The sequence below is a fragment of the Peribacillus sp. Bi134 genome (assembly GCF_918698065.1).
Lineage (GTDB): Bacteria > Bacillota > Bacilli > Bacillales > DSM-1321 > Peribacillus.
Genome location: NZ_CAKKLN010000002.1, coordinates 483,348 through 499,948, shown reverse-complemented (window position 1 = coordinate 499,948; position 16,601 = coordinate 483,348). Strand labels below are relative to the sequence as shown.

General features: G+C 43.1%; 19 protein-coding genes and 1 pseudogene. 8 read left to right on the top strand and 12 right to left on the bottom strand.

Going from position 1 to position 16,601, the window contains the following annotated elements; all coding sequences use genetic code 11:
• Window positions 1-50 precede the first annotated feature (50 nt).
• The 5 genes from LQ188_RS05360 to LQ188_RS05340 all read right to left on the bottom strand — a co-directional run bounded on the left by LQ188_RS05360 (window position 51) and on the right by LQ188_RS05340 (window position 4,124).
• Entirely contained in the window at window positions 51-449 is a 399-nt protein-coding gene (locus LQ188_RS05360) for a hotdog fold thioesterase (protein WP_101223621.1), read from the bottom strand.
• Window positions 450-565: 116 nt separating this feature from the next.
• Window positions 566-1,129, bottom strand: coding sequence for an HAD family acid phosphatase (locus tag LQ188_RS05355; protein ID WP_230176209.1), 564 nt, complete (start codon window positions 1,127-1,129; stop codon window positions 566-568).
• Between the two features lie 15 nt (window positions 1,130-1,144).
• The gene (locus tag LQ188_RS05350; RefSeq protein WP_230176208.1) at window positions 1,145-2,242 is read right to left on the bottom strand and encodes an FAD-dependent monooxygenase; all 1,098 of its coding nucleotides are present in this window, start codon (window positions 2,240-2,242) and stop codon (window positions 1,145-1,147) included.
• 24 nt (window positions 2,243-2,266) lie between these two features.
• Window positions 2,267-3,361: a bifunctional diaminohydroxyphosphoribosylaminopyrimidine deaminase/5-amino-6-(5-phosphoribosylamino)uracil reductase RibD gene (ribD, locus tag LQ188_RS05345; RefSeq protein ID WP_230176207.1), complete on the bottom strand. Its 1,095-nt coding sequence runs from the start codon at window positions 3,359-3,361 to the stop codon at window positions 2,267-2,269.
• Window positions 3,362-3,374: 13 nt separating this feature from the next.
• Window positions 3,375-4,124: a GTP cyclohydrolase II gene (locus LQ188_RS05340; RefSeq protein WP_230176206.1), complete on the bottom strand. Its 750-nt coding sequence runs from the start codon at window positions 4,122-4,124 to the stop codon at window positions 3,375-3,377.
• Window positions 4,125-4,378: 254 nt separating this feature from the next.
• On the opposite strand from LQ188_RS05340, the gene LQ188_RS05335 reads away from it, so the two are divergent.
• Window positions 4,379-4,774, top strand: coding sequence for a hypothetical protein (locus tag LQ188_RS05335; RefSeq protein ID WP_230176205.1), 396 nt, complete (start codon window positions 4,379-4,381; stop codon window positions 4,772-4,774).
• A 59-nt stretch (window positions 4,775-4,833) separates the two neighbouring features.
• On the opposite strand, the gene LQ188_RS05330 is transcribed toward LQ188_RS05335, so the two are convergent.
• Window positions 4,834-6,339, bottom strand: a complete 1,506-nt coding sequence (locus tag LQ188_RS05330; RefSeq protein ID WP_230176204.1) for a leucyl aminopeptidase — start codon at window positions 6,337-6,339, stop codon at window positions 4,834-4,836.
• Between the two features lie 270 nt (window positions 6,340-6,609).
• Between LQ188_RS05330 and LQ188_RS05325 the strand changes: the two genes are divergently transcribed.
• Both LQ188_RS05325 and LQ188_RS05320 read left to right on the top strand, forming a co-directional pair.
• On the top strand, window positions 6,610-7,092 hold the full coding sequence (locus tag LQ188_RS05325) for a divergent PAP2 family protein (protein WP_101223628.1): 483 nt from the start codon (window positions 6,610-6,612) through the stop codon (window positions 7,090-7,092).
• A 9-nt stretch (window positions 7,093-7,101) separates the two neighbouring features.
• Window positions 7,102-7,890, top strand: a complete 789-nt coding sequence (locus LQ188_RS05320; RefSeq protein ID WP_101223629.1) for a cobalamin-binding protein — start codon at window positions 7,102-7,104, stop codon at window positions 7,888-7,890.
• Between the two features lie 78 nt (window positions 7,891-7,968).
• Here the strand turns inward: LQ188_RS05320 and LQ188_RS05315 are convergent, their stop codons facing one another.
• From LQ188_RS05315 to LQ188_RS05300, 4 genes are all read right to left on the bottom strand, one after another.
• Entirely contained in the window at window positions 7,969-8,661 is a 693-nt protein-coding gene (locus LQ188_RS05315; protein ID WP_101223630.1) for a 3D domain-containing protein, read from the bottom strand.
• A 130-nt stretch (window positions 8,662-8,791) separates the two neighbouring features.
• On the bottom strand, window positions 8,792-9,109 hold the full coding sequence (locus tag LQ188_RS05310; RefSeq protein WP_230176203.1) for a YuiB family protein: 318 nt from the start codon (window positions 9,107-9,109) through the stop codon (window positions 8,792-8,794).
• A 108-nt stretch (window positions 9,110-9,217) separates the two neighbouring features.
• Window positions 9,218-9,697 carry an NUDIX hydrolase gene (locus LQ188_RS05305; protein WP_230176272.1) on the bottom strand — a complete coding sequence of 160 codons (480 nt, stop codon included), beginning with the start codon at window positions 9,695-9,697 and terminating at the stop codon, window positions 9,218-9,220.
• Window positions 9,698-9,901: 204 nt separating this feature from the next.
• The gene (locus LQ188_RS05300; RefSeq protein WP_101223631.1) at window positions 9,902-11,116 is read right to left on the bottom strand and encodes an NAD(P)/FAD-dependent oxidoreductase; all 1,215 of its coding nucleotides are present in this window, start codon (window positions 11,114-11,116) and stop codon (window positions 9,902-9,904) included.
• A 474-nt stretch (window positions 11,117-11,590) separates the two neighbouring features.
• On the opposite strand from LQ188_RS05300, the gene LQ188_RS05295 reads away from it, so the two are divergent.
• Window positions 11,591-12,583 (top strand): NAD(P)/FAD-dependent oxidoreductase, encoded by a 993-nt coding sequence (locus LQ188_RS05295; RefSeq protein ID WP_101223632.1) that lies wholly within the window; start codon window positions 11,591-11,593, stop codon window positions 12,581-12,583.
• A 135-nt stretch (window positions 12,584-12,718) separates the two neighbouring features.
• A complete protein-coding gene (locus LQ188_RS05290) occupies window positions 12,719-13,378 on the top strand; it encodes an SDR family oxidoreductase (protein WP_230176202.1) in 660 nt (219 codons plus the stop codon).
• Between the two features lie 378 nt (window positions 13,379-13,756).
• Here LQ188_RS05290 and LQ188_RS05285 read toward each other — a convergent pair whose 3' ends face one another.
• On the bottom strand, window positions 13,757-14,119 hold the full coding sequence (locus tag LQ188_RS05285) for an iron-sulfur cluster assembly accessory protein (protein WP_101223634.1): 363 nt from the start codon (window positions 14,117-14,119) through the stop codon (window positions 13,757-13,759).
• A 254-nt stretch (window positions 14,120-14,373) separates the two neighbouring features.
• Between LQ188_RS05285 and LQ188_RS26935 the strand changes: the two genes are divergently transcribed.
• On the top strand, window positions 14,374-14,538 hold the full coding sequence (locus tag LQ188_RS26935) for a DUF2225 domain-containing protein (RefSeq protein WP_260358710.1): 165 nt from the start codon (window positions 14,374-14,376) through the stop codon (window positions 14,536-14,538).
• 233 nt (window positions 14,539-14,771) lie between these two features.
• Window positions 14,772-14,834, top strand: a pseudogene (locus LQ188_RS26735) (hypothetical protein); the annotation flags it as partial.
• A gap of 169 nt (window positions 14,835-15,003) precedes the next feature.
• Here the strand turns inward: LQ188_RS26735 and LQ188_RS05280 are convergent.
• The gene (locus LQ188_RS05280; protein ID WP_063234046.1) at window positions 15,004-15,240 is read right to left on the bottom strand and encodes a YuzB family protein; all 237 of its coding nucleotides are present in this window, start codon (window positions 15,238-15,240) and stop codon (window positions 15,004-15,006) included.
• Between the two features lie 288 nt (window positions 15,241-15,528).
• Here LQ188_RS05280 and LQ188_RS05275 point away from each other — a divergent pair, with 288 nt between their 5' ends.
• On the top strand, window positions 15,529-16,596 hold the full coding sequence (locus LQ188_RS05275; protein WP_101223635.1) for an NAD(P)/FAD-dependent oxidoreductase: 1,068 nt from the start codon (window positions 15,529-15,531) through the stop codon (window positions 16,594-16,596).
• The last annotated feature ends 5 nt before the right edge of the window (window positions 16,597-16,601 follow it).

Genomic DNA, 16,601 nt, shown 5'->3' with positions numbered 1-16,601 from the left:
CCGGACACTGTAGAATCATTGCGTCCCTTTATTGAAATCGTCCTTTTGATTCACTTTGGCTTTGGTAAGTCGATAACCGCCAATGTACAGCGTGAAATGCAGATAAGATGATCCTCTTCATCACGGATTTTCACGTCCCACACCATCGTCGTCTTCCCGCGATGGATGATGTTCCCTTCTGCGGTAACAACACCGGAACGGACGCCCCTAACATGATTTGCATTGATTTCAAGGCCGACGACAGCTTGTTTTGTACTATCTACCAGCATCATTCCTCCAAAGCTTGCAACGGATTCCGCAAGGGCAACGGACGCTCCCCCATGCAATAAACCATACGGCTGCCTAGTCCGTTCATCCACAGGCATCGTCGCAATGACTTTCCCCTCGCCGACTTCTTTCATTTCAATCCCAAGCGTGCCTATCAATGACTTTTCAATATTTCTCTCCATCCCATTACCCCCGACTCTCATGTTTTTTTTACCAAAAAATGAATCACTATTCATAATAGTATACATAAAAAGGATGACCCAAGTCTATCAAGTCATCCGTCAATAATGTAAATGTATTATTTGGAGAGGATTTCTTTTAATTCAAACCAGCTTGTCAGTCTCGGAATATCCAATTCCCTGTTATAGGAGTTATCCATTGCATACACTTTCGTTGGAATATCCAATAACGTTTCCAGCACCGCCGGTTTATCATCAAAATAATAATCCAATTCCAATTTGCGGATCGTATCAATTTTTTCATGATCCTTCATCCCACAGTAAAATTGGTCATCCTTAACCGGAAAGCCGTTTTCAATCAGCCATTTTTTCGTCCGTTCACCATGCTCCGCTTTTCTGGCGGTAATGTAATAGATTTCATGGCCATCACGCTCAAGCTCCTGCAGCGTTTCCACTGCGCCCTCAAAGGCTGGACAGGATGAATAATACACTTCATCGGCAAGGCTGTTCCACATTTTGCCCCCAGCCTCTTTATCAAGCCCGAAAGCTTCATGGATCTCCAACGTCTTTAAAGCTCTGAATTTCGTTAACTCTATATTCGTCTTAAGCTTTTCATTATAAAGATGGAACGCGAACTCCCTCAAGTTAATAAGGGTATCGTCAATATCAAAACCGAATTTCATATCCTTCACTCCTATTCAAACATAAGCTGCGGCAAACTGTGATGCGAAGGACATTTCCTTGTCCACCTGAATGGCCTGTAATCTTTCAATCTCGGCTTTTCTTTTTGGCTCAGCCATTTTAAGTCCAAGGAAGCCAGTATCCCCCTGCAGGATGCAGCCAGAAATAAGCTCGGCCAATATATCAGCATCCTTCATGGCACAATTGAGTCCGAACGCACCTGTAGGTGTCATCGTATGGGCTGCATCACCTAATAGAGCAACGCCATCCTTTGTCCACGTTTCACAATAGCTGCTGTAAACATCCAATAAAATGAAGTCCTGCCAAGAGCGGATATTTTCATACACAACCTTTTTTAATTCAGGGAAGGCAAAAAGCAAATCTTCTATGAACGGTTCAAAATGCTGTTTTCGCAAATGGGGATATGAACCATGTTCTATATTCCAGCCAATTTGGATGAAACCTCCAGCCTGGGTAAAGAGGGCAACCTGGGAACCATTGACCAATGCCATCTTGATCGAAGGCTTCCACCCCTCCGGAGCAGGAATTTTTGCCCACAGTAAATCATAGCCATGATTTTTAATCACTACTGGTATCTCCGCTTTTTTTCTAACGATGGAAAATCTGCCGTCCGCTCCGATTATTAATGAACTCTGCACTTCCAGGTCATTTCCGCCATTTCGAGCCTTGACTCCCGTAAAACGGCCCATTTCATCCTGTATCAAGTCAGTAACCTTCGTATTCATCATCAATTTAAAAGAGTCCAGCTTTATGGCTTGATTCAATATAGCTCTAAGCAGATGATTTTGAGGGACATGTATCCCAACATGATCGACCGGCCATTCAGGGAAAATCCTTTTGAATATTTCGCCGTCATGCCAATATTCAATTTGTTCCATCCTTAGCAAGCCAAGTCTTTCCACACTCTCGAATAAACCGTGCTTTTTAAGAATGCCCTCTCCTTCATCGTTCAAGAACTCGCCCCTGAACTCCCTCGAAACCTCAGAATGCCTCTCAAGCAAAACGACTGAAATATCCTGCTTGGCCAATAGGTAAGCCAGCAGCGCTCCACCAGGACCTGATCCGACTATGCACACATCTGATTTAACCAACATGCTTCTTCACCTGTTGTCTATTTTTTATTTAGGATAAGCCGTGATGCGTATGTCCTCACCAAACGTTTCCACGCCAGAGAAGGAAACATCCATCGCTTCATCCATCGTATCCACATTCATTCCAGTAAACGGTGTTAGTGAGTTTCTTCCGCCCAATAGCTTAGGGGCTATATAAATCAAGAATTTATCGATGAGCCCTTCCCTAAGGAATGAGGCATTCACTTCGCTTCCGCCTTCCAGCAAGACATCCGTAATCCCCTTTTTATACAGCTCTTCCATCAAAGCCCTTAGATTTAGTCCCGTCTCGTTTTTGGGGACGAAAATGAATTCGATCCCTCTTTCACGTAGAAGGTCCATTTTATCCGCAGGTGCATTTTCCTGCGTCACGATCAAGGTTTTCGCATCTGATGCTTGTACAACATTGGCATCCAAGGGAACCCGTAATTCACTGTCTAAAATGACTCGGATCGGATTTTCCCCTCCCCCCTCCGGAAGTCTGGTCGTCAGTGATGGATCATCGGCCAACACAGTCCCGATACCAACTAGAATGGCATCCACCTCATCACGCAGCAAATGAACGGAGTGACGTGATTCTTCTCCTGTTATCCATTTTGAATGACCTGTGTGGGTTGCAAGTTTTCCATCGAGCGTCATCGCATACTTCGATATGACAAATGGACGATTCGTCAGCATATTGTGAATGAAACGCTCATTCAGCCTTTGAGCTTCCTTTTCCAGGACGCCAACTTCCACTTCAATGCCCGCATCCTTTATGATCGATATCCCCCTGCCGGCTACTTCCGGATTCGGATCTTGAGTAGCCACGACAACCCGCCGGACACCTGATTCTTTCACCAAATTTGCACAAGGAGGTGTCTTTCCATAATGGGAACAAGGCTCAAGAGTCACATATAGCGTTGCACCTTCTGCATACTCACCCGCCATTTTGAAAGCATGTACTTCCGCATGCGGTTCACCCGCTTTACGGTGAATCCCTGTCCCGGCTATTACACCGTCTTTGACTATGACTGCACCGACCACCGGATTCGGATTCGTCTTTCCTTTAGCACTGGCTGCCAAATCCAGTGCCAGCTTCATGTAATATTGATCATCATTCATACTATAGCTCTCCTTATACAATCAAAGTTGGCTTCTTTTGAGGAATATGTCCAGACTTCTTAACTTTTGTATCGAGATAGAAACTATTATCTTCTGTCAAACCGCCCCAAAGCGGAATATGGTCCTTTGCCGCAAGTCCATGCTTCATGAGGGCATCCAGCTTTTTGGGGTTGTTCGTGATTAAAGTCACAGGATCCTTGCGGAGTTCCCTCAACACGCGGATGGCTCCCTCGTAAGATCGCGTATCATCTTCGAATCCTAAAGCCTCATTCGCCTCGACCGTGTCATAATCTTCCTGCTGAAGCAAATAGGCAAGAGATTTTGAAAACAGGCCGATCCCTCTTCCTTCATGGTCCGCAAGGTAAAAAATGGCCCCGCACCCATGCTCGGCTATCATCTTCATAGATTGGTGGAGCTGGTAGCCGCAATCACAGCGTTTACTGCCGAAGATATCACCTGTGTGACAGATGCTATGCATCCGGACAAGTGCATCCTCCGACTTTTTAAAGTCACCATACACCAATACGGAGGATTGCTGTCCGAAAGCGAGGTTGGCTTCCGAGAGCGAATCAAGCAACGCTTCCTTGCCATTATCCGTGCCATCAAGCTGTAGCCATGTATACCATTGGAAAACCGTTGAGAAATCTCCTTGCTCAACAGGCAGGTTCACAGGCCCTACAAGGCATATATCAGCTTTTCCCGGTGTTTTTATGATATTCATTTTATCTATTAAAAGGTTTTTTGTTTCCTCGGTTATTTTCATGTTAACATCACCTATTTTTAATTTATAGTGTGCCTTCTCCTTACTTTAGGTAAGTAAGTATATTACTATACACTATACCTGTCAATGAAGCAGTTTACAAATAATAGTGTGTCTTTGATCATAATTTTCAAGAAGTTTTTTTGGAGAAGAAAGGTCATTCCCAAACCGCTATCATATCGGCTGGCCTTTATACATATTTTAACGTATAACGAAAACGTGTCTATAGACAGACTTAAGGAAAGGAAGAAAACCTTTTGGAGGATTTCCCTTATTTTTTATACGACCCTATCCTGTTTCCGCCTCACGCCAGAGCAATGAATATGAATCGGGAACGGGAAGGAACACTGCGTCCCTACTCGGCAACCAATCCGGATCTGCTAGTTAAATCGGCAAAGACCTCGCAATCCCTAATGGTTGATGTAAAAAAAGTCATGGATACTTTAGCCACATCCAAACCCTTCTCGAACCGGTTGATGACTGCTGCCCAAGCATCACAAAAAAATGTCGTGATCGATATGATCCGAAAGATAGGAATTAAGAACGAACCTGATATCACGTATAACCCCGATGGGATCCGTTTTGATTTCTATCCTAAAGCAGGGGAAGAAAATTGCCATATCATCGTCAGCTTGAAATGGAGGGATGTATAACGTCCAACACCTTTTTGGTAAAAAAACCGAAGCCTATTTTCGGCTTCGGATATTTGGGTTCATCTTGTTTTCGTTTCAAAGGTTTCAACCAATAGTGCAAGCGTGCGTGCCATGACACCGGTAGCCCCCGCCGTGCACAATTCAGAGCTGCTCGAGGTGGTGGATGTTCCGGCAATATCCAGATGGACCCACGGAGTGTCTTCGGCAAATTCGCCGATGAAGGCCCCGCCCATGATCGCATGTCCTGCCCCTCCAGGTGAATTATTCAAATCCGCTATTTTACTGTTACGTACCCGCTCTTTATCCTTTTCTGTAATCGGCAATCTCCAAATGGGCTCCCCGGCCTCCTCTGAGGCTTTGACCACTTGTTCATAGAGTTCCGTGTCATTTGTCATTGCTCCCGTCATATCCATGCCCAGTGCGGTTATGACACCACCGGTTAAAGTGGCAACGTCAATAAGATAGTCTGCACCATGATGTTTAGCGTATGTCATGGCATCCGCCAAAACCAGCCGGCCTTCCGCATCCGTATTCAATACCTCTATCGTCTTGCCGCTCATGGCAGTGATCACATCATCCGGCTTGAATGCATCACCGCTGATCATATTATCAGTGGAAGGAATGACAGCCACGACATTTTGGTCCGGTCCTAATTCGCCGATTATTTCCATTGCACCTAAAACAGCTGCCGCACCGCCCATATCCGTCTTCATTCCAACGATTCCGGCCTTCGTTTTCAATGAGTATCCACCCGTATCGAATGTGATGCCTTTACCTACCAACCCGATAACATCCTTCCATTCATCCTTACCTTGATACTTCAGGACGATCATTTTCGGAGGCTCGACCGAACCTTGATTGACAGCAAGGAGTGCACCCATTCCCAACTTAAGCATATCCTCCTTCTCGAGGATCTCCACTTCAAAACCATAACGTTCACCCAAGGTAGATGAATAATCCGCCAAATCCGTGGAAGTCAACAAATTGCCTGGCGTGTTGACCAATGTTCTCGCTGAATTCGTCGCCCTTCCGAAAATTCTCCCTACATGAAGCGCGGCACCGACCTCTTCTTGATCATATTCGCTGTATACCGTAATCGATTCAAGGCTTTTTTCGACCTGGTTCGATTTTTGCTTGTATCCGTCAAATTTATAGGAAGCAAGTTCGAAAGCCTCGGAACAAGCATGCGCTGCATCCAACGCATCCAGATTTTCAGTCGTGAATGTATCCAAAGCGATTGAAAGTGTCGTAATCTTGGATTCTTTTATCGTCTTACGAGCTTTTCCCAACGCTTCGCGGAGCGTTTCAAAGGATAGCTCCCTTTCCTTGCCCAACCCTACAAAAATCAATCTCTTTATGCCTAATTTACCTAATGTATGTATTTTGACCACTGATTTTTTCCTGGAAGAGATTTCCCCCTCCTTCACTAACTCTGTTAGCTGGCCGTCCAATCGTTCATCTGCTTCTTTTCCTATGCCTGAGAATTTTACGGGTCTGTCAAATACGCCTAGAATCAGGCATTCGTCAATCAAATCTATATTCAAGGAATCTTTTACTGTGAACATTCTGCTACCTCCTCCATTCGATTACATTCATTATAACGAAATCTTCAAAAATTTTCGAATAAGGCCCGCAAATATAATAATAACAAGTGATATTGTTTAGAATGAGTGACTTTAGAGTAATAGTATAAGAAAGATCATATTTATACTTATACCAGCAGGGAATCGACAGGACTGAATGGAACTAATAATAAGGGCCTTATTCCGAGCAGGATGTAATTACCCATATATAGTTTTCATCTTTACTTATAACTAGAAAGAAGGCTGATACTCTTGGAATTATTACTCAACTTCCCTTTAATCGCAGCATTGATTGCCATTTTCTTTGCTCAATTCATTAAAGTGCCCATCCACTTCATAGCATTTCGTAAAGTGAACTGGTCACTCATTAACTCAACAGGCGGTATGCCAAGCTCCCACTCAGCGGCCGTGTCAGCCCTAACCGTAGCGGTAGGGATCGAAACCGGTATGAAATCCCCTGTATTTGCCGTTGCCGCGATTTTTGCAGTCATCACGATGTTCGATGCGACAGGTGTGAGACGGCAGGCAGGAGAACAGGCGGCCGTCTTGAACCAGCTCGTTACGGACTTCAATACATTTGTCGAGCAAGCAAAGAACTGGCAGAAAAAAGCAGATAAACAGAAACAGCAACAATTAAAGGAACTGTTGGGACATAAGCCAATCGAGGTATTTTTCGGAGCCTTGACCGGAGTATTCATTGCGCTGGCACTTCACTTTTTCATCTTTCAAGGGTAGGTGTTCAATTTGAAAATAATATCTCTTTGCCCCAGCAATACGGAACTCTGCACATATCTAGGGATTGAAGATCAGCTGATCGCCATCGATGACTACTCTGATTGGCCTGAAACCTTACAGCACCTTCCTAAGGTGGGGCCCGATTTATCCATTGATATCGATCATGTAGAATCACTAAAACCCGATTTGGTGTTGGCTTCACTAAGTGTACCGGGCATGGAAAAAAATATTGAGGGGCTAAAAGAACGGAACATCCCTCATATCATCTTCAACCCGCAATCACTTGAAGATATCGCAAAAGATTTACTGACCTTGGGCGATGCCATGAATCTTAAGGAAAAAGCAGAGGAACAGGCTGCCAAATTCCGTGATGCCATCCTTCAATACAAAAACGTCGCAGACAAAATCGAAACAAAGCCGTCGCTGTATTGGGAATGGTGGCCTAATCCCTTATTCAGCCCCGGGGGAGTTAATTGGTTATCCGAGATCAGCACGCTTGCGGGAGGATATAACCTTTTCGAAGATGTCGACATGGCAAGCATTCAAGTCACTTCCGAAGAGGTCCAAAAAAAGGATCCCGACCATATTTGCTTAGCTTGGGTCGGTGTCCCTTTACGAAAAGTAAACCCGGAGCTGGTCAAGAAACGGAAAGGGTGGACTGATATGAAGGCAGTCCGGAATAACAATATTCACATAATGGAAGAGCCTTTATTCTGCCGCCCCTCCCCGCGATTACTGGATGGGCTTTCCAAATTGGCAAAGACTCTGCATCCTGAAGCCTACAAAAGCATGGACTAAGGCGTCCCGAACGGAAAACAGACAATCAAAAAGGCTGCCTCAATTGAGGCAGCCTTTCGCTTTCACCTTTGTCCATCATTAAAAAGCAAAGGAAGCTACATTATCGTTCAGTGTTTTCTGAGCGATTTTAGGCTTGAATACCTGCCTGATCTTGGTTTCATTCAACTTGCTTAACTGTTCTTCGGATAACTCGCCGTTCCCTTTTTGGACAACATATACTTCAAGGGTTTTCTTCCCCCAATTCTCATATACATCTTGTACCGTTTCGTAGTATAGATCCAGGTGGTTTCCTTTGATTGCACCACCCTTGTCCGCTACAACCCCATATCCATAGCCCGGAATCCAAAGGATGGTTCCGAGAGGGAATACGGTAAGATCGGCGGCAATGGTGGAAAACAGATCCCGTTTCACCTTCACCCCTGAATAAGTGATACCATAGGATGGGCTTTCCGGGTACTTTCCGGTAGATTCATACCCTGCTGTATATCCTGTAGCCAAGACTTCATGCTTCGGATATTTCGAAAGCTCGATTGCCTCCGCTATCGTCACGGGACCATCGCTCGTGGATGCGGATGCCATTAGCGTCGCCACTTGACCTCCACTATGGATGGCTTTATATTCGAGACCAAGCATTCGATGTTTTCTCATCACCTCTTCAAAAGGATGATCCACAGGCACGGCCCCAAAAACATGATTTAAGGTCGAGTCGATGGCCAAGATAAATAATATGATAATAGCAACCCTCAAAAATAACGCCTTGACAATCTTCATATGTATTAATTCCACTCCTCTCACAAGGATATTTGTTCCCCTTCCAGAGTGAAAGTATTCATAAAGCATGAAAAGATCTAATTTTTCTTACAAAAAAAGGCCCGTCCATAAATGACGGCCCTTCTCATTATTAAAACATTTGATATCCTTTATTCCTTAGAATCCTGATGACCACACCAGCTAAAACCGCGCCAAGCAGCCCACTTGATAAAATGATGATGTCTGCCGTATGCAAGGAAGTGAGGTTCGTTCCAAGATTTGAAAAAGAAATTCCCGGATTTCTAAAATATTCTATTAGCTTTGTTTCATTGACAATGATGATGAAGACAAATGGAAATAAGATGACCATGATCCACGAAGAACGAAAGAGCATATTCAGCAAAAAGCCAATTCCGAAAAACAATATGAAAAATAAGAGTATTGAGATAATTAAAACAGGCAATGGCATGTTATTCTTGACCCTCCTTAAAAACCGACACCTTTAGTTTACTGAAAAAATAATTGCTGCGTCAACGACTTATACCAAATAATTCCGAAGAAAAGATAATTACCCAAATCACATGAATAATTTATATGATGTATACCCAAATTGATCTCCCGGGTTCAATCCGTCAAGCATCGTCTGCATTCTCTCCTTTTTAAAAGCTAAAAGCTGTTCCAATAGTAATGATTGCTTCCCTTCCTGCATGAGTAAATCAGGGTCATAAAATTTAGCTTCATATACTTCATCCAACTGAGCGGTTACTTCAAAACTGACCGGTTTAAGTAAAAATATCAACATATTATCACTAATATTCCCTTTAATGACTCCGCTTCTCACTCCTACAATGCCTTCAATTTCTGTATGAATACCCGTCTCCTCCAACACTTCCCTTACGACAGCTTCATCGACGGTTTCATCACTTTTGACAAAACCTGCCGGAAGCGACCATTGCCCTTTCAATCCGCCATACCTTTTATTCACGACCAGCCATTCACCCTTATCAGATATCACAAGGCCGGACACTGCAAGCCAAACATTTTTGCATCGTTCCACCAAGAACCACTCCCCCCTATATTCATAGTAAACTTCAAACAGCAGAAGACCATACGATTAAGCTTCGTCATCCAAACCCCATTATATTCCACATAAGAACCGTGCATACTCCGATTGATGGCACGCTCACCCATTGTTGGGATGTCAATGAAAAAGCCATTCAGGGAAATTCCCCAAATGGCCTTTATTTATATATAGAAAAAATTAAAGGACGTTGAATTTACCTTTTTTAGCAACAAGGGAAGCTCCGCCAATCATTAACAACGCTCTGTTATCAACCATCTTCTTCAGGAATGATGCAGTCTTACCTGTAACTTTCTTGCCGAATACAACACCAATCGCGTTGTCTTCACCAAGTGAACATACCGTTCCTTTGTTTTCGAAAGTGAACGTTTCAAGGTCACTTTCGTTACGAACCAATTTAGTCAGGTTCTTCGCAATGACCTCACCTTGCTGCATCGCGATTTGTGCGGTAGGTGGATATGGACGGTTTATTTCCTCGTTGATGATCAAAGCGCAGTCCCCTACGATAAAGATATCGTCATGACCCGGTGCCCGCATGTCAAGGTTCACTTTAATACGTCCGCGCATAGCTTCAAAACCGGAAGCCTCTATCACGGAGTTACCTCGTACGCCAGCTGCCCACACTACGGTTCCCGCTTTGATTTCTTCCACTTCATCTTCGCCTTTTGCCACGATGATGCCTTCAGGAGTCGCTCCCTTGATCGGTGTCCCGATTTTGAATTCGACACCTTTTTTCTCAAGGTAAGATACTGCATAATCCACCAATTCCGGATCGAAGCCAGGGAGGACGGCTGGTGCTGCCTCCACACAATACATACGAACCTTTTGGAAATCGATGTCGTATTCTTTACAAAGTTCAGGGACACGGTTAGCCAATTCGCCTAGGAATTCGATTCCCGTAAATCCTGCTCCTCCAACAACGATCGTCAAGCGGTCTTCATTCTTTTCGACCTCAGAACTGTACGTAGCAAATTGCAATTGGATATGGTCACGGATTTTACGTGCCGTGTTCACGTTAGAAATAGAGAAAGCATATTCTTTTAGCCCTTGGATTCCAAACGTTTCCGATTCAGGTCCAAGTCCAATCACTAAGTAATCATAAGAAATTTCGCCGTTTTCAAGGATGACTTTTTTGGTCTCTGTTTTCACTTCCAAAACAGAATCCTGGATGAATTTAACTTTGTTGTTAATGACACTTTTGATAGGATACCGCACACGATCATGATGAAGCGTTCCAGCCGATGCTTCATGCAGCCATGTTGTTTCATAGTGGTAATCATTTTTGTTAACTAATACGATTTCTGCTTCATTTTGACCTAATGCCTTCTGTAAGCGAGTAACAGTCATCAATCCACCATAACCTGCTCCTAAAACAACGATAGTTGGCTTTTTCAAAAGTATTCTTCCACCTTTACGATATTTTCTTGTGATGCTTTCCATAACTAAAATATATTGTCTATCTTATTAATTTCCATTATAAAAAGCACTCTTATACATTTGTGACGTATTTCACGTAACACTTCGTAATTGTCATGAAAAATTCATAAAAATTTTACCAAATGATGTCTAAGTAAATATTAGTCTTTTTCCATACCTTTTTCAAGTAACAAACCGAACTTTTTCGGGTTAAAATCACGCCGAAAAACGTTACATTTCACCCGGCTGCTATCCATATTTTTACGATATGCTAACATTGGCAAAGGGCAATTTTCCCCACTTTTGAAAGAGGATAAAGAACATTCATCATGAAACCGCCTGTATATAGTCGAAACTTTCTCACTTTTCTAACATTCTCCGTTTTTTCAAAGACCATCTATGTTAAAATAAGAGAATAAATTTCAGCAAACCTAGTATATCGGAGGGATAACGTTGGAAGTTAATGAAAAAGTTTATGATATTACCATCATTGGCGGAGGCCCAGTTGGATTATTCACTGCATTTTATGGAGGAATGAGACAGGCATCCGTAAAAATCATCGAGAGCCTGCCACAATTAGGCGGACAATTGTCTGCCCTTTATCCTGAGAAGTACATCTACGATATCGCTGGTTTTCCCAAAGTGCGGGCTCAGGAGCTAGTGAATAACCTGAAGGAACAAATGGCAAAGTTCGAGCAGGATGTTGTCCTGGAGCAAGCCGTTCAAAAAGTGGAAAAGCAAGCTGATGGAGTTTTCAAGTTAACGACTGATAAAGAAATCCATTACTCCAAAACGATTATCATCACAGCTGGAAATGGGGCTTTCCAACCCCGCCGCATCGAAATTGATGATGCAAAAAAATACGAACGCGGCAACCTTCACTATTTCATCGACGACCTCAACCATTTTGCCGGCAAAAAAGTGGTGGTCTTCGGAGGTGGGGATTCAGCAGTGGACTGGGCCCTGATGCTGGAGCCTATCGCCGAGAAAGTGAGCATCATTCACAGAAGAGATAAGTTCCGTGCCCACGAACATAGTGTAGAAACACTTAAAAATTCAAAAGTTGAAATAAAGACTCCTTACATACCTTCAGAGTTGATTGGTACAGACGGACGCATCCATACAATTGTCATCAAGGATACGAACGGTGAAGATACAGAGACGATGGAAGTGGATGCAGTCATCGTTAACTACGGCTTCGTTTCTTCTCTTGGTCCCATCAAGGAATGGGGACTTGATATCCAGAAAAACAGTATTTTGGTGAATTCCAGAATGGAAACGAATATCCCCGGAATTTATGCAGCAGGTGACATTGCAACATATGATGGCAAAGTAAAATTAATTGCAAGCGGTTTTGGTGAGGCACCTACTGCCGTCAATCACGCCAAACAATATATTGACCCAAAAGCAAAAGTTCAGCCGATGCATAGTTCCTCCATGTTTTAAAAATTACGCAAAAACCCGACTTTCATAGCCGGGTTTTTTTATTGTCCCCAATTCGGTTATTGTGGATAACTTTTTTTCATTACTTATCCACAGCGCTTACCCTTGTCATTCTAAGGGTAAAGAGTAGGGGAAGCCATGAAAGGAGAATGCATAAATGATATTTTAATTGCAGGAGCCAATGGAACGACAGGAAAGCAGATCATTGGGGAATTATCAAAAAATCCGCAAATGACTGTTTACGGAATGATCCGGAAAGAGGAACAGGCCCAAACAATAAAAGCACTCGGCGGGCATCCAATCCTTGCTGATTTAGAGGGAAATGTGGATAAAGCAGTGGATAACATGGAGGCCATCATTTTTGCAGCCGGATCTGGACCAAAAACAGGGGCCGATAAAACGACAGCTGTGGATAAGAATGGAGCCATTAAACTGGTTGATGCCGCCAAGAAGAAGGGAATCGAACGTTTTGTCATGCTAAGCTCTGTCGGTTCCGATAATCCGGAACAAGCCCAAGAAGGAATGCACCATTATCTCGAAGCAAAGCATGATGCCGATGAACATTTAAAAGCAAGCGGGCTGACATACACGATTGTCCTGCCGGTTGCTTTGACAAATGAACAAGCTATCGGAAAAATATTTGCGGATGAGAAAGTGGATCATACTGACAATTCCATTCCAAGAGCCGATGTCGCCGACGTTCTTGCAAAATCAATCACAGAAGAAAAAACATTCAATAAAACATTCGAGATTTCCAGCGGCACCCTCCCAATCACGGAGGCCCTGCACAATATTTAAAGCAGCAGCTGGAGCGTTTATTCGGCCGTCCTGGGGATTTATTCGACCGTCCTCGTACTTTATTCGACCTTCACGGCACTTTATTCGACCGTTCTCGAATTTATTCGACCTTCACGGCACTTTATTCGACCGTTCTCGTACTTTATTCGACCTTCACGGCACTTTATTCGACCGTCCTCGTACTTTATTCGACCTTCACGGCACTTTATTCGACCGTTCTCGCACTTTATTCGACCTTCACGGCACTTTATTCGACCGTCCACGTACTTGACCCTGTTTTAAAATCTGGTTCGGGATGAGACCATTCCAAATCCCTTTTTCCAATAATAAGGGGGCACTTGTTAAAGTGCCCCCCCCTTTTCTCAATGATAAGATTTCTTAGCAGTTTTCCGGCGTACCGGCATTTTTAGCCGTTTTGAAAGAAGACCCGCAACCGCATGAAGCGATAGCATTTGGGTTTTCGATCGTAAAGCCTCCACCCATCATCGTTTGTTTATAATCAATTACCGTTCCATTCAATATATCTGCATCTTGGGCATCAACAAGGATCTTAATTTCAAACTGTTCCAGCTGGCTATCTTTTTCTCCGGGCTCTTGTTCAAAACCCATTCCGTAGGATAATCCACTGCAGCCTCCGCCTTTAACGGCCACTCTTAAAAAGGAACCCTCTTCACCATTTTGTTTCATCATTTCTTTTATCTGAAAAGCGGCAGCTTCCGTTATTTGAACAACTTCACTCACAATAAATCCCTCCTTCTTCTGATATGTGAGATAGAACTATTACTCTTTATAGTATATACCAAAGAAATTCCCACGCTCAATTTTCCAGCTTGAAAAAATTCATATTCCCCCACCTATTTTACCAATAAAAATTAGATCGAAGGCATACACCCTCTATAAGATAAAAGCATGGAATGCCTTTTATGCAAGCAAAAATCAACCACCAAAAAGGTACGGTCGAGTTTTGTAAAAGTTGCTAAATATGACACGGACTTTTGCCCCGTTATGTTGATTCAGCCGTTAACGCACTTTACTATAATATCTTTGTTTGCCCTCACTGCGGCTTTTCGTATTCGGAGGATTTCTCCCGGTACTTCCCCCACTACAATGGAAATCATTATGGAAAAAGTAAGCTCCCAGTGGGTTCCCCACCATTTTAGCAATGAGAGATCAAAGACGCGATCAATACATACAAGCTGACGAGTTATTGCGGAGCTTTAAAAAAGGAAAAACATATAATCCTTGCCGGAATCTGTTTACAGATAGCATGGTTATATAGGATCAACAAAAACAAGGAACAAGAAGAAAGATTTTTGAGGTTCGCCTTAAAGGAATATGAAGCACATCCTATTCAACAGGAGACTTCAGCGGCACCCAGGTATCCGAAGCCAGAATCCTATATCTCGCTGGCGACATCTCAAGGAAGATAGGAAATGAAAAGGCAGCCATCAAGTATTTTTCATTAGTATTCGAAGGTCAAAACAATGCCCGGGTAGCCTCCATCATCCAGATGGCGGGACCGCTTTCAGGAACTCAAGCAGCAGCGCACACCCCACTCGTTGCTGCAGCACTGATATTAAAAAGGCTGTCCACGAAGGAACAGCCTTTTTATTCACCGTTGATGATTAAAACATTTCAAATTCATCAATGTACTTATATATTTTATCAACCAATTCATCCGTTGTATCACCAAAAACCACTTCACCGTTTACAAGCGCATATAAGTTACTGGAGCATCTGCCGCAATAACCCAGACAACCATATTCTATGATATCCAAATTTGGATCCCGCTCCAATCTTTCCAGAGCCTCCTGAGCGCCGCTGGCCAGATTGCTTACACAAAATTCAATAATCGGGTACATTGTTTCACCTCACAGTTACTAACAAACCATCTTAATACTTTTCCCTTTTACAGTCAATATTTACGCATAAAAAATCAGACGATTTCAAGATATCGGTTGTGATTTCCTTTTATATTCGTTATACTTTTGTCGGGGTACGTAAATAAAAGAAAATTATCTAATTTTTTATTCTTGCTACTAATTGGGGTATATATATTTAATTAAACTTTAAAGGGGACCATTTGGGGGAATCCTATAGTTAAATGCTAGTCAAATTTTTCAAGAGATCAAATAAAGGGGAAAAATCATATGAAGAATCTAGTCATACTTGGTGGCGGGTATGGTGGTATGCGCATGTTGCAAAGATTGCTGCCTAATCAGCTTCCTGAAAATGTAAGCATCACGCTTATCGACCGTAATCCTTATCACTGCTTAAAAACGGAATATTATGCTTTAGCAGCAGGTACCATTCCAGATCAGCACATCCGTGTTGCATTTCCTGAACATCCTCGCTTGAAGAACGTATACGGAGAAGTACTTTCCATCGATATGGAAAATAAACAAGTCATTATAGAAAATCAAGATCCTGTCGTTTATGATGATTTAGTCATTGGCCTTGGCTGCGAAGATAAATACCACAATATTCCTGGTGCAGACACACATACCTACAGTATCCAAACAATCGATAAATCACGCCGCACATATTCAGCCCTGAATAATTTAGGTGCCGGTGCAACCGTTTCTATCGTTGGTGGCGGACTGAGTGGTGTTGAGCTTGCAAGTGAATTGATTGAAAGCCGTTCAGATTTAAACGTTAAGCTATTCGACCGTGGACCGCATATTCTATCTGCTTTCCCAGAAAGATTAAGCACCTTTGTCGAATCATGGTTCGATAAACATACAATCGAAATCGTCCATCATTCAAATATAACGAAAGTTGAGCCAAACCTTCTTTATAATGGTGACGAGGCCGTTCAAAGCGACGTCATCGTATGGACAGCTGGAATCCAGCCAAGTAAGATCATCCGCGATATGGATATAGAAAAAGACCGTCAAGGAAGAGCCGTTCTGACTCCTCAGCATTTCCTTCCTAATGATGACAGCATCTTTGTCGTCGGCGACTGCGCGAGCCTGCCTCATGCACCTAGTGCTCAATTAGCGGAGTCCCAAGCTGAGCAAATCGTACAGGTTCTTGTAAAGAAATGGGCAAATGAACCACTTCCTGAAAGCTTCCCGACAATGAAATTAAAAGGGACATTAGGTTCTCTTGGGAAGAAACAAGGTTTCGGTCTTGTTGCAAATCGCCCAATCACCGGTAGAGTGGCACGCCTGATGAAATCAGGCATTCTCTGGATGTACAAATACCATAACGGTTGATTCCA

Bases quoted from the DNA above. Each gene is read 5' to 3' on its own strand.
- LQ188_RS05360 (WP_101223621.1), bottom strand. From the start codon at position 449: ATGGAGAGAAATATTGAAAAGTCATTGATAGGCACGCTTGGGATTGAA.
- LQ188_RS05355 (WP_230176209.1), bottom strand. From the start codon at position 1,129: ATGAAATTCGGTTTTGATATTGACGATACCCTTATTAACTTGAGGGAG.
- LQ188_RS05350 (WP_230176208.1), bottom strand. From the start codon at position 2,242: ATGTTGGTTAAATCAGATGTGTGCATAGTCGGATCAGGTCCTGGTGGA.
- ribD (WP_230176207.1), bottom strand. From the start codon at position 3,361: ATGAATGATGATCAATATTACATGAAGCTGGCACTGGATTTGGCAGCC.
- LQ188_RS05340 (WP_230176206.1), bottom strand. From the start codon at position 4,124: ATGAAAATAACCGAGGAAACAAAAAACCTTTTAATAGATAAAATGAAT.
- LQ188_RS05330 (WP_230176204.1), bottom strand. From the start codon at position 6,339: ATGTTCACAGTAAAAGATTCCTTGAATATAGATTTGATTGACGAATGC.
- LQ188_RS05315 (WP_101223630.1), bottom strand. From the start codon at position 8,661: ATGAAGATTGTCAAGGCGTTATTTTTGAGGGTTGCTATTATCATATTA.
- LQ188_RS05310 (WP_230176203.1), bottom strand. From the start codon at position 9,109: ATGCCATTGCCTGTTTTAATTATCTCAATACTCTTATTTTTCATATTG.
- LQ188_RS05290 (WP_230176202.1), top strand. From the start codon at position 12,719: ATGAAAGGAGAATGCATAAATGATATTTTAATTGCAGGAGCCAATGGA.
- LQ188_RS05280 (WP_063234046.1), bottom strand. From the start codon at position 15,240: ATGTACCCGATTATTGAATTTTGTGTAAGCAATCTGGCCAGCGGCGCT.
- LQ188_RS05275 (WP_101223635.1), top strand. From the start codon at position 15,529: ATGAAGAATCTAGTCATACTTGGTGGCGGGTATGGTGGTATGCGCATG.